This is a genomic window from Mesorhizobium shonense (genome assembly GCF_040545255.1).
In the GTDB taxonomy this organism is placed as follows: domain Bacteria; phylum Pseudomonadota; class Alphaproteobacteria; order Rhizobiales; family Rhizobiaceae; genus Mesorhizobium; species Mesorhizobium shonense.
The window spans coordinates 1-11,976 of record NZ_JBEPLM010000019.1; the positions used below are offsets into that span (position 1 = coordinate 1).

Sequence of the window (11,976 nt, forward strand, 5' to 3'; positions counted from 1 at the left end):
TATGGTGGCCATCGCCGCCGTCATGCGAAAGATCGTCGTCACCCTAAATGCCAGGCTCCGGGACGCCATGATTCCTCAGAGTTGATGACGAAGTGGCCGGCCGAGCGGCCTGTCGCTCAGCCGTAGATCTGCTTGTGGACCTGGTAGAGCATCTCGGAGCGGTCGGCGCGCAGATCGGCGAGATCGCGGCTCGACAGGTTCTCGATTTCGGCGACGAGACGATTGTACTGGCGGCGCTTGGCGATGTTGGTGCGGGCGCGGGTGACGAGGTTGTCGAAGATCATGACGAGGTTCCTTTGCTGCCGCATTCACGCGGCGGGTTTGTTCCTCCCTGATCGATTGTGAGCATGACATAGGAATGGTGCATTGCAAAAGAAAGATGTTGCAATGCACCATTGCAGCCAGCGCATAGCCGGTTAACCGGCGGTTACCCAGCATGTAGGCCGGCAGGTTCTGCGGCCAGACACAAGATACGGTGAAGCAATCATCCTCGATCTTGCCAGATCGCCCGTCGGCTGGCTTGATCGCGGCGGACTGACGCTGGAGGAAAAGCATGACGGCCGCCGACTATGAAGTTCTCGATCCGCGTTTTGCGCGGCTGGTCAACGCCAATGAGCGAGTGGAGACGCTGTTCACCGGGTGCCGGTGGGCGGAAGGCCCGGCCTGGTTCGCCGCCGGCCGTTACCTCGTCTGGTCCGACATCCCCAACAACCGCATGCTGCGCTACGACGAGACCGACGGCAGCGTCAGCGTGTTCCGTCAGCCGTCCGGCAATTCCAACGGCAATACGGTCGACCGGCAGGGCCGGCTTGTCACCTGCGAGCATTCGGGCCGCCGCGTCAGCCGCACCGAGCATGACGGTTCTGTCACCACCATCGCCGACAAATGGCGCGGCAAGCGGCTCAATTCGCCCAACGATGTCGTGGTCCGCTCCGACGGTTCGATCTGGTTCACCGATCCCGCCTACGGCATCGACAGCGATTATGAAGGCGATCATGCCGAGAGCGAGATCGGCGCCTGCAATGTCTACCGGGTCGATCCCGGCACCGGCGAGATCGACGCCGTCATCACCGACATGGTCAGGCCCAACGGGCTCGCCTTCTCGCTTGACGAAAGCCTGCTCTATGTCGCCGATACGGGCCGCACCCATGGCGCCAAGAACCCGGCCCATATCCGCGTCTTCAATGTCGGCAAGGCCGGCAAGAAGATCTCGGGCGGCAAGGTCTTCGCCGATTGCACGGCCGGCCTGTTCGACGGGTTCAGGCTGGACGAGGCCGGTCGCATCTGGACGAGTGCCGCCGATGGCATCCACTGCTACGACCCGGACGGCACGCTGATCGGCAAGGTCAAGGTGCCGGAAGTCGTCGCCAACTGCGTCTTCGGCGGTCCCAAGCGCAACCGCCTCTACATCTGCGGCACCACCTCGCTCTACGTGGTCTGGCTGATGGTGAACGGGGCGAAGACGTATTGAGTTGTAGCCGGCGCCGGAGGGCGAAGCCTCTCCACTTCGTCATCCTAGGGCGAAGCAGTCGCGAAGCGACGTCGCGGAGACCCTGGGATCCATGCCGTTACGTCTGCCGAAGATTGATGCGGTGCAGAACAAGGTCTCCGATGTCGGTGTTCGGTGCCAAGGTCTGCACCGTAGCATAGCTCGACCGTCACGGCATGGATTCTAGGGTCTGCGCCGCGTCGCTACGCTCCTTGCTCCGCCCTAGAATGACGAAGCTAGGTTTGCCTGCGGATGAAGCCTGCGAAAGCCTTCACCGCCTCGCGCATCGCCTGCTGGTTGGCCGGCTCCGCCAGGATCGCCCCGATCTCCGGCGGCTTCTTGCCGAGCAGCGCGACCTCGAGCGCGGTCTCTTCATAAAGCGCGAAGGACATGGTGCGCATGATCTCGGCGAGCGCTGCACGGGCATAGAGCGAGCGTGGCGAGGCATGCACCAGCATCGCCGGCTTGCCGACCGCGGCATCGCGCGACACCAGCCAGTCGAGCGCGTTCTTCATGCCGCCGGGCACGCCATGGGCATATTCCGGACAGGAGACGATGACGCCGTCGGCGCGGGTGACGGCGTCGATCAGGTCACTTGCATCGCGCGGCGTTCGCTCGCCCTCGTCGTCCGGGTTGAAGATCGGCAGCCGGCCGAGCCCGTCATAGATGGTGACGCGGCAATCCGCGGGCGCGTTGGCGGCGAGTGCTGCGACAAGGGCCGAATTGGTCGAGGCGGCACGCAGGCTGCCGGAGATGGCGAGAAGGTTCAGCAAGGGTGGAAGCTCGGGCGAATCGTGCCCGAGGAAGTCTACCACATGGTCTGCCTGTAAGCGTCGTCGAGCTCGCGGTCGATTTCGCCGGCGCTCTCGGCCAGAGCCAGCTGGTCGCGGATGATCTGGCCGAGCGTCGGCAGGCTCGCGCGGTCGTACCAGGTTTCCGGCTTCCACAAATCCGAACGCATGAAAGCCTTGGCGCAGTGCATATAGGCGGCCTTGACCGTCACCACGATGACGCTTTGCGGCTCCTTGCCGTCGACAGCCAGGCGCTCGCGCAGGCCGGCATCGACGGTGATGCGGGCATCGCCATTGACGTGCAGCGTCTCATTCATGCCGGGAATTAGGAACAGCAGCCCGACCGACGGATTGCGGATGATGTTTTCCAGCGTGTCCAGCCGGTTGTTGCCTGGCCGGTCGGGGATGGCGATGGTGCTGCTGTCGAGGATGGCGGTGAAGCCGGGCTTGTCGCCTTTCGGCGTCACATCGGCATTGCCGGCGCCGTCGGAAGAGCCGATCAGCACGAAGGGGCTCTTGCCGATGAAGGAGCGGCAGTGGCCGTCGAGCGCCTTCAATTCCTTGCGGATCGAGCCGTCGGTCGGCCGGGGCGTCTTATAGATATTCCTCAGCTCGTCGCGCGTGGTGAGGAATATCATGACCTTCTCCCTTTGACGCAATTCCGGACGGAAGGCTACGGCGAAGTCGCCGAGCCCAACCGCTACACACTTTTCCTGGAATTGCTCTACTTGCCGGCCTTCTCTTCCCCGCCCGTCTTGTCCTCCAGCGAGTGGCGCATGATCAGCGGCATCTGGCTGAAGGTGAAGAGCAAGGTGATGGGAATCGTGCCCCAGACCTTGAAATAAAGCCAGGTCGCCTCCGAGAAATTGCGCCAGACAACCTCGTTGAGCACGGCCAGGAACAGGAAGAAAAGTCCCCACCGAAAGGTCAGCTTGCGCCAGCCTTCGGCATCGAGCTGGAAGGCTGAATCGAAGACGTAGCCCAGCAGCGACCTGCCGAACGCCAGCCCTCCGAGCAGCGCGACGCCGAACAGCGAATTGATGATGGTCGGCTTCATGAAGGCGAAAGTCTTGTCCTGCAGGTACAAGGCGAGCGCGCCGAACACGAAGACGACGATCGCCGAGACCAGCGGCATCAGTGGCAGGCTGCGCGTCAGCGCCCAGGACGCGCTGAGCGACAAGGCCGTCGCGACCATGAAGAATGCGGTGGCGATCAGGATCGGCTCGCCGAGATGGGTGAGGACCGGGAATTTTTGGGCCAGCCACTCACCGCGGATGGTGGTGAAGAAGAATACCAGGCCGGGTCCCAGCTCGAGCAGGAACTTCAGGCCGGGATTGAGCGGCTTGCGGCGCGGATCGGACGGGTCGCGTTCGAGGATGTTCATAAAAGTCCTTCTTGCGCATGATCTGGCCGAAAAGCGGGCAGATCACGCTTGTTCAAGCCACGCCGGCGATCGCCCTGGCGAATTCGCTGGCGGAAAACGGTTCGAGGTCGTCGACCTGCTCGCCGACGCCGATGAAATAGACCGGCAATCTGTGCTTGGCGGCGATCGCCACCAGAATACCGCCGCGGGCCGTGCCGTCCAGCTTGGTCATCACCAGGCCGTTGACGCCGGCGACGTTGCGGAAGATCTCGACCTGGCTCAGCGCATTCTGGCCGGTGGTGGCGTCGACCGTCTGCAGCACGGTATGCGGCGCTTCCGGATCGAGCTTGCCCAGCACGCGCACGATCTTTTCCAGCTCCGCCATCAGCTCGGCCTTGTTCTGCAGGCGGCCGGCGGTGTCGATAATCAGCACGTCGGAGCCGGCCTCCTTCGCCTTCTCGAAGGCGTCATAGGCGAGGCCGGCGGCATCGGCGCCGAGCTTGCTGGCGATCACCGGCGACTTCGTGCGCTCGCCCCAGATCTTCAACTGCTCGATCGCTGCCGCGCGGAACGTGTCGCCGGCCGCCAGCATCACCGAAAGCCCGCCTTCGGTCAGCTTGGCCGCCAGCTTGCCGATGGTCGTGGTCTTGCCGGTGCCGTTGACGCCGACGACCAGGATGACATGCGGCTTGTGGCTGAGGTCGAGCTCCAACGGCCTGGCGACCGGGGTCAGGACTTTTTCCACTTCCGCAGCCATCACCGCGCGGACTTCCGAATCGGAAACATCCTTGCCGTAGCGGCTGGAGGCGAGCGAATCGGTGACGCGCAGCGCCGTCTCGACGCCGAGATCGGCGCGGATCAGCACGTCCTCCAGGTCCTGCAGCGTGTCTTCGTCCAGCTTTCGCTTGGTGAAGACGCCGGCGATGTTGCCGCTGAGCTCACGCGAGGACCGGGCAAGCCCGTCGCGCATGCGCTGGAACCAGGAGCGCCGGGGCGCGGGCTCCGGTGCCTTCTGCGGCTCGGCCCTCTGCTCGACTTTTTTGGCGACCGTGACCTTGCCGGCGGAGGGAGTGGGCGTTGGGGGCGCGGGGACGGCTTCAGGTTCCGGCGCGATCTCGGCGCGCACAGGCTGCGTTGCTATCGGCGCCGGCTGGCGAATGGGCGGCGGAATTTCCGTCGATGTTTCGGGAGGCGGTGCCGAATCCTCTACAGGTTGGCGCTGCCCCTCACCCTTACCCTCTCCCCGTGAAGGACGGGGAGAGGGGGGCGTCGGCGCCGGAGCTCTTTCCTTCTCCCCGTCACCATACGGGGAGAAGGTGCCGGCAGGCGGATGAGGGGCGGCGCTGACCTCGGAAGTTGGTTGTGCCGGGGATGGAGTCGATGGCGGGATTTCAGGAGGCGTCGGCGTCTGGGCCGGGACCTCGCTCGGTGGTGTCGGCACTTCGACCGGTGCCGGCTCGGGCTGCGGTTCTGGACGCGACGGGACGATGTCCGGCTCGCTCGGCGCGGGTGGCGGCACTTCCTGCGGCTTCGGCTCGGGTGCCGGCCCTGGTGTGGGCTCGGGCTCTGCCGGCGGCACCGGCACTTCTTCGGGCGCCGGCGGTTCGGGTGTCCCCGGGGCCGGTTGCGGTTCTTCTTCCGGCTTAGGACCCGGCAGCGGTTCCGGTTCTGACGGAATGACAGGCTCCGGCGCCGGCGGGATGGCCGGAGCAGGCTCGGGTTTCGGCTTTTCGGGCGCCGGCTCAGGCGTGGGTGCCGCCTCGACCGCGGGCGGAGGAACAGGGGTGACGGGCGGCGACTCCGGCTCAGCCTGCTCGGCTTCCGGCTTCAGCGCCTCCAGCGCGTCCCATTTGATGGGCGGCAGGGGCGCGGTCTCGTCGACGCGTTCCTCGACGACCTCTTTCCTGCCGAACGAAAATATCTTCTTGAAGAAACCAGCCATGCGTCTTGCAGTCTCAGGCGGCTTGGGCGGCAAGCGGGGCCGCGATCAGACGGGCGCCGTCATGGCCGGTGACGACAGCTTCGACGATCTCGCCCGGCGCGCCATTGTTTATCGCGGCAAGGGTAAAACCTTCGGTGCGGCCAAGCCCGTCGCGCTCGACCAGGATCGATTGCCGCGTGCCGGCAAGGGACGCCAGATGGCGGCGATAGGCGGCTTCGCCGGCGGCGCGCAGCCGCGCGGCGCGCTGCTTGATCACCTCGCGGCGCAGCTGCGGCATGCGCGCGGCGGGCGTGCCTTCGCGCGGGCTGAACGGGAAGACGTGGAGATGCGTCAGGCCGCATTCCTCGACTATTCTTTCCGAATTCTCGAACATCGTCTCGGTCTCGGTCGGGAAACCGGCGATGATATCGGCGCCGAAGACTATGCCGGGGCGGAGCTTGCGGACGTCCTCGCAGAAGCGGATCGACTGGTCGCGCAAATGCCGGCGCTTCATGCGCTTCAGGATCATGTCGTCGCCCGACTGCAGCGACAGATGCAGATGCGGCATCAGCCTGGGCTCGGTGGCAATCGCATCGAGCAGGTCGTCGTCAGCCTCGATCGAATCGATCGAGGACAGCCTCAGCCGTTTCACGTCGGGCACCTGGCGCAGGATCGTCTTCACCAGCTTGCCGAGCTTCGGGCTGCCGGGCAGGTCGGCGCCAAAGCTGGTCATGTCGACGCCGGTCAGCACGATCTCGGCATAACCGTTGCCGGCGAGACGCTTGACCTGCTCGACCACGGCGCCCATCGGCACCGAGCGCGAATTGCCGCGGCCGTAAGGGATGATGCAGAAGGTGCAGCGGTGGTCGCAGCCGTTCTGCACCTGCACGAAGGCGCGCGCCCGGCCCTCGATGGCGTCGACCATATGGCTTGCCGTCTCGCGCACCGAGAAGATGTCGTTGACGCGCGCCTTCTCGGTGTCGTTGACGCCGAAATCGGGCAGCGCGCGGTAGGAGTGCGCCTTGAGCTTCTCCTCGTTGCCGAGGACGAGATCGACCTCGTCCATGGCGGCGAAATTCTGCGGCTCGGTCTGCGCGGCGCAGCCGGTGACGATGATGCGCGCCTCGGGGTTCTCGCGACGGGCCTTGCGGATCGCCTGCTTGGCCTGTCGCACGGCTTCGGCTGTGACGGCGCAAGTGTTGAAGATGACGGCGCCGCCTTCCAGCGCGCCGAGGCCGGCGTTTTCGGCCTCGCGGCGCATCACTTCCGATTCATAGGTGTTGAGGCGACAGCCGAACGTGACGACGTCAATGCCTGTCGCGATGGGCCCTTCGGGCGCCGGACCTTTTTGAAGGGCGGGCATCACGCGGCGCTTTCGGTGTCGCGGGCCCAGGCGCCGGTCGAGGGATCGAAGCTGCCGGAAAACTCCCATTCGGTGGCGCCGGTCAGGATGACATGGTCGTCGTCGCGCCACTCGACATGCAATTCGCCGCCGCCGGGCGTGAGCAGCGACACGCTGCGACCGGTGCGCTTGGTGCGAGCCGCAGCAACGACAGAGGCGCAAGCGGCCGTGCCGCAGGCCCTGGTGAGACCCGCGCCGCGCTCCCAGGTACGGATGACCATGGTTTGCGGCGAGGTGACCTGGGCGATGGTGATGTTGGCGCGCTCGGGAAAGATCGGATGGTTCTCGAGCAGCGGGCCGAAGCGGTCGAGCTCGTAGGACCAGACGTCGCGGTCGACCCAGAAGATGGCGTGCGGATTGCCCATCGAGACGACAGAGGGCGAGTGCAGCACCGGCGCGTCGATCGGGCCGATCTGCAGTTCGATCATGCGGGTGTCGCGGAATTCCTCGGCGAGCGGGATTTCCTGCCAGCCGAAGCGCGGCTTGCCCATGTCGACCGAAATCGAGCCGTCGGCATGCTCCTGAGCATTGAGGATGCCGGCGCGGGTTTCGAAAGTGAACGTCTTCAGGCCGGTTTCGGCGGCCAAGGCCTGCACGACGCAGCGCGTGCCGTTGCCGCAGGCTTGCGCGCTCGTGCCGTCGGAATTCAGGATGTCGATGTAATAAGCGGTACCCGGCGTCCGCGCGTCGTGGATCGCCATGATCTGGTCGAACTTCGTCGCGGCATCGGCATTGAGCGCGATCGCCGCGGACGCCGTCACGTGATCGGCACGGCCGCGCATATCGGCAACGATGATCTCGTTGCCGATGCCGTTCATCTTGGCGAAGGGGGCAGTGCCTGCCATCGATCCGGTCATTTCCGTGTCCGTTTGGCGCTATATGGCGGAAACGGGCAGGAATTACCAGTGCGGCGCGCCCGGCGACGACCAAGAGGTCGCGCTGCGACGACCAAGAGGTCGCGCTTAGGTCACCGCGAAAACGCCGAGCAACATCAGCAGGAAGATGATCAGCACGATGCCGATCAGGATGCGAGCGCCCAGAGCGGCGGCACCGGCCAGCGCCGGCATGCCGAGCAGGCTCGCCGCGGCGGCGACAATCAGAAGGATGATAATCCACCTGAGCATGGAAGGGCTCCAAACGACATTTACCTCATGGAACCAACGCCATTCGCCGGCTTGGGTTCCGCCCACTCGAGGTTTCAGGCCCGGGGTACATCCCAAACCTCGCCCGGGCGCATGGCTCGGAAACGCTGCCGCGAAACGCCTTCGGCCGCCAGTGCTTCGTTGAGCTTTTGCGCCGGCTCTTCGATCGGCTCGTCGGTGAGCTGAAAAGTGCCCCAGTGGCAGCCGGCGGCATGGGCGGCATTGCACAACCTCATGCCGTGGACGGCTTCCTCCGGATTCTGGTGCTGCGGCGCCATGAACCAGCGCGGCTCGTAGGCGCCGATCGGCAGGATGGCGAGGCGAAAGCCGCCATGTTTTTCCGCCATCAGCCGGTAGTTGGCGCCGTCATGGAAGCCGGTGTCGCCGGCGAAATAGACCTTGCCGCCGGGCGTCTCGATGACGAAACCCGCCCACAGGGCCATGCGGCGATCGCGCCCGCCGCGCGCCGACCAATGATGCACCGGCTCGACATGGATGGCGGCATCGTTGCCGAATTCGATCCTGTCGCCCCAATCATGCGCCAACAGCCGCATGCCGGGCACGGCGCCGCCGATGATTGCGTCGTTGCCGAGCGGCGTGACCAGCAGCGGATCGTGGCTCTGCTTCAACCGCCTCAGCGTGGCGAGATCGAGATGGTCGTAGTGGTTGTGGCTGAGGAGCACCAGGTCGATCGGCGGCAGGTCGGCAAAGGCGATCCCCGGCGCGTTGACCCGCTTCGGCCCGACGAAGGCGAAGGGCGAGGCGCGCTCCGACCAGACCGGGTCGGTCAGGATATTCGATCCAGCGGTCTGGATCAGCAGCGAGGCATGGCCGACCATGGTGAGCCGAAGCGCTGTGCCGTCGATCCGTTTGTCCGGCTTTGCCTGCGGAAAAGGACTTGGAAAGACCGCGGGCCATTTCGATCGCCCGCCGCTCAATTGCCATTTGAGAAGATCGGCGAAGCGACCGGGCGGCCTGCCGTCGGGATTGAAAAAGAGGGTGCCGTCGAAATGGTCGCTGGGCGGGCCGCCGTAGTAGCGGTTGGCGGTCCTCTTTCCCGCAGCCATTTTTTACCGCCCGTTCCGTTTCGTTTTCCTGAAATAGGAACGCGGCCGTCTGGCGCAAGCATTTTTGCCCGCGAATGCCAAGGTTCGAAGGGTGGCTTCGTCTAGAGTGAGATGGCAATTCCTTGAATCACGGTCTCATTCTAGGGTTTGTTTTTGAAGCACGATCTTCTCCGAAAAAGTCTGCAACTTTTTCGGGATCATGCTCTGGATCGACGCAGCGGAGGGACATCGCGATGGCGATGAAACGAAGCAAGACACCGTGGATGAAGGCCGAGGATTTCGGTCGTTCGCTGCCGCACGGGCTGGGCGTCAACCTGCTGGTCACCGATATGGCGGCGATGGAGGCTTTCTGTCGCGACGTGCTCGGCGCCCGGATCATCTATGCCGACGAGGATTTCGCGGCGTTCGAGCTGCTGGGATCGATCTTCATGCTGCATGCCGACCACTCCTATCTCGACAATTCGATGACCGGCGTGACTGCCGGTGCCGAAACGCGCGGCGCAGGCATCGAGCTGCGCCTTTACGGCGCCGATCCGGATGCGGTCGAGAAAAGGGCGGCAGCGTTCGGCCACATCGTGCCGGCAGGCTCGATCGACAAGCCGCATGGCCTGCGCGAATGCTACATCGTCGGCCCGGATGGTTATGTCTTCGTGCCCAGCGCGCAGCTGCAAGCCTGAAATTTCAAGCAGTTACGGCCCGGATTCCCGGCGTGGCCTGGGCGAATGACGTCTTGCGATAAATTTGCAACACCGGCTCCGAAAACCCTATTTTAACCATATCGGGTTGAAATTCTGCCACCTTCGCCATCTTGGTGAAGCATGTATTTACGCGGACGGCGCCCCCCACCGGATCCGACGGAGGTTGGAATGACTTTTTCGAAGACTGGCCTTTTGGCCGTATCGCTGGCCGCGCTCGTTGCGAGCGGCTGCTCGACCTCGCGCTTCTCGTCGATGGACGACCAGCAGCCGGCACCGCTCACGCCGGCGCCTTCCGGCACGGTGACGCAGAACCAGCTGCCGCCGCCGGCCGCTCCGGGCACCACCGACCCGTCGCAGTTCCCGACGGCGCCGGCGAACAGCCAGGTCGCCTCGCTGCCGCCGAATGGCGCGGCGCCCGCGGGCGCCGCGGACCTGACCGCGGCCAGCGTCGCCGGCGTCTGGAACGTCAATGTTTCCGGCCAGAGCTGCAAGGTGGCGACGCCGCAGACCAAGTTCGGCGCCGGCTATCGCGCCGGCCCACTCCACTGCCCGGCTCCGGTCGACGGCATCAAGTCGTGGAACGTCGCCGGCAAGCAGCTGACGCTCTATGACGAAAACGGCGGCGCGCTGGCCCGGCTCTATTCCTCCGGCGGCGAAAAGTTCGACGGCCAGACTTCCAACGGGCAGCCTATCTCGCTTACAAGGTAAGGGTACGCTGATATTCAGGTGATGCCGGCCTGACCTGAATCTCGGCACAGCCTTGGCGCCTTCCTTAGAGCATTTGCTCGATATAAATGACGTGAGCCATGCATCTGCGTGACGGCCTCCAGACCCATGTGACCGTCAGGCAGCGCTACGACCACCTGGTCGAGACCGGCGCGGCCGAGCGCGACCCGGCGCAGGAGCACGTCGTTGCCGCGCTCGACCGGCTGACCGACGAGATCTCCGCAAAAAGGCTGGCGCAGAAATCCAGCTCACTGGGCTGGCTGTTCGCGCGCAAGAAGCAGCCGCGCGAGGCGGTCAGAGGCCTCTACATCCATGGCGGCGTCGGGCGCGGCAAGACCATGCTGATGGACGTGTTCTTCGAGCTCCTGCCGGTCAGGCGCAAGCGCCGCGTCCATTTCAACGACTTCATGGCCGACGTGCAGGATCGCATCCAGAAGCACCGAGCGGCGCGCAAGAACGGCGACGTTAAGGAAGACGATCCGATCCCGCCGGTGGCGCGGGCGCTGGCCGAGCAAGCCTGGGTGCTGTGCTTCGACGAGTTCTCGGTCACCGACATCGCCGATGCGATGATCCTGTCACGCCTGTTCTCGGCACTGTTTGCCAACGGCGTGGTGCTGGTCGCCACCTCCAATGTCGCCCCGCAAGACCTTTATCGCGACGGGTTGAACCGGCAGCTCTTCCTGCCTTTCATCGGCCTGCTCGAACGCAATGCCGAGGTGCTGACGCTGGATGCCGAAAGAGACTACCGGCAGGAAAAACTCAACCGCCTGCCGGTCTATATCACGCCGGTCGACGAGGCGGCCGACCGCGCGCTCGACGAAACCTGGAGGGCGATGACATATGGCAGGCCGACGGAGGCGGTGACGCTGACGCTGAAAGGGCGTCAAATCATCGTGCCGCGCGCCGCCGGCGATGCCGCGCGATTTTCCTTCGCCGATCTCTGCGAAAAGCCGCTCGGCGCGCGCGACTATCTGGCGATCGCCGGGCGCTTCTCGACCATCTTCATCGACCATGTGCCGGTGCTCGGCGAAGGCAAGCGCAACGAGGCCAAGCGCTTCATCCTCTTGATCGACACACTCTACGACCACCGCATGCGGCTGGTCATGAGCGCCGAGGCGCCGCCCGAAGGGCTCTACACCGCCCGGCGCGGCAACGAGGTTTTCGAGTTCGAGCGCACCGCCTCGCGGCTGGTCGAGATGCAAAGCCGCGACTGGCTGGAAGGCTGGGCGGAACGGCGGAGGGGTGAGGCGCCGGCGGCTGAAGCGCGGCAGGCGCAGGGGTAGCCATCGCGCTTCGTCATCCTAGGGCGGAGCGACGCGAAGCGGAGCGCAGACCCTAGGATCCATGCCGCGACCTGAGAGCGTCACGGCGTTTCAG

At 64.9% G+C, this 11,976-nt stretch carries 13 protein-coding genes; 4 read left to right on the forward strand and 9 right to left on the reverse strand.

Annotation, left to right across the window (positions count from 1 at the left end; translation table 11 throughout):
- Window positions 1-116: 116 nt before the first annotated feature.
- Window positions 117-284, reverse strand: coding sequence for a hypothetical protein (locus ABID26_RS31380; RefSeq protein WP_126097128.1), 168 nt, complete (start codon window positions 282-284; stop codon window positions 117-119).
- A gap of 269 nt (window positions 285-553) precedes the next feature.
- On the opposite strand from ABID26_RS31380, the gene ABID26_RS31385 reads away from it, so the two are divergent.
- Window positions 554-1,471 (forward strand): SMP-30/gluconolactonase/LRE family protein, encoded by a 918-nt coding sequence (locus ABID26_RS31385; protein ID WP_126097129.1) that lies wholly within the window; start codon window positions 554-556, stop codon window positions 1,469-1,471.
- Window positions 1,472-1,725: 254 nt separating this feature from the next.
- Here ABID26_RS31385 and ABID26_RS31390 read toward each other — a convergent pair whose 3' ends face one another.
- The 8 genes from ABID26_RS31390 to ABID26_RS31425 form a co-directional block, all read right to left on the reverse strand.
- Complete coding sequence (locus ABID26_RS31390; protein ID WP_126097130.1) at window positions 1,726-2,262, reverse strand: NADPH-dependent FMN reductase; 537 nt, start codon at window positions 2,260-2,262, stop codon at window positions 1,726-1,728.
- A gap of 35 nt (window positions 2,263-2,297) precedes the next feature.
- Entirely contained in the window at window positions 2,298-2,918 is a 621-nt protein-coding gene (locus ABID26_RS31395; RefSeq protein ID WP_126097131.1) for a pyridoxamine 5'-phosphate oxidase family protein, read from the reverse strand.
- Window positions 2,919-3,004: 86 nt separating this feature from the next.
- Window positions 3,005-3,664: a septation protein A gene (locus tag ABID26_RS31400; RefSeq protein ID WP_126097132.1), complete on the reverse strand. Its 660-nt coding sequence runs from the start codon at window positions 3,662-3,664 to the stop codon at window positions 3,005-3,007.
- 52 nt (window positions 3,665-3,716) lie between these two features.
- Window positions 3,717-5,585 carry a signal recognition particle-docking protein FtsY gene (ftsY, locus tag ABID26_RS31405; protein WP_126097133.1) on the reverse strand — a complete coding sequence of 623 codons (1,869 nt, stop codon included), beginning with the start codon at window positions 5,583-5,585 and terminating at the stop codon, window positions 3,717-3,719.
- A 13-nt stretch (window positions 5,586-5,598) separates the two neighbouring features.
- On the reverse strand, window positions 5,599-6,927 hold the full coding sequence (mtaB, locus tag ABID26_RS31410; protein WP_126097134.1) for a tRNA (N(6)-L-threonylcarbamoyladenosine(37)-C(2))-methylthiotransferase MtaB: 1,329 nt from the start codon (window positions 6,925-6,927) through the stop codon (window positions 5,599-5,601).
- Window positions 6,927-7,811 carry a diaminopimelate epimerase gene (dapF, locus tag ABID26_RS31415; RefSeq protein ID WP_126102487.1) on the reverse strand — a complete coding sequence of 295 codons (885 nt, stop codon included), beginning with the start codon at window positions 7,809-7,811 and terminating at the stop codon, window positions 6,927-6,929. Before dapF ends, mtaB begins: the two co-directional genes overlap by 1 nt.
- A 117-nt stretch (window positions 7,812-7,928) precedes the next feature.
- Complete coding sequence (locus tag ABID26_RS31420) at window positions 7,929-8,090, reverse strand: DUF1328 domain-containing protein (protein WP_126097135.1); 162 nt, start codon at window positions 8,088-8,090, stop codon at window positions 7,929-7,931.
- A gap of 74 nt (window positions 8,091-8,164) precedes the next feature.
- Window positions 8,165-9,175: an MBL fold metallo-hydrolase gene (locus tag ABID26_RS31425; protein WP_126097136.1), complete on the reverse strand. Its 1,011-nt coding sequence runs from the start codon at window positions 9,173-9,175 to the stop codon at window positions 8,165-8,167.
- A gap of 233 nt (window positions 9,176-9,408) precedes the next feature.
- On the opposite strand from ABID26_RS31425, the gene ABID26_RS31430 reads away from it, so the two are divergent.
- From ABID26_RS31430 to zapE, 3 genes are all read left to right on the forward strand, one after another.
- Window positions 9,409-9,852, forward strand: coding sequence for a VOC family protein (locus ABID26_RS31430; protein ID WP_126097137.1), 444 nt, complete (start codon window positions 9,409-9,411; stop codon window positions 9,850-9,852).
- 189 nt (window positions 9,853-10,041) lie between these two features.
- Complete coding sequence (locus ABID26_RS31435; RefSeq protein ID WP_126097138.1) at window positions 10,042-10,581, forward strand: protease inhibitor Inh/omp19 family protein; 540 nt, start codon at window positions 10,042-10,044, stop codon at window positions 10,579-10,581.
- Window positions 10,582-10,679: 98 nt separating this feature from the next.
- A complete protein-coding gene (zapE, locus tag ABID26_RS31440; protein ID WP_126097139.1) occupies window positions 10,680-11,882 on the forward strand; it encodes a cell division protein ZapE in 1,203 nt (400 codons plus the stop codon).
- Window positions 11,883-11,976: the final 94 nt, after the last annotated feature.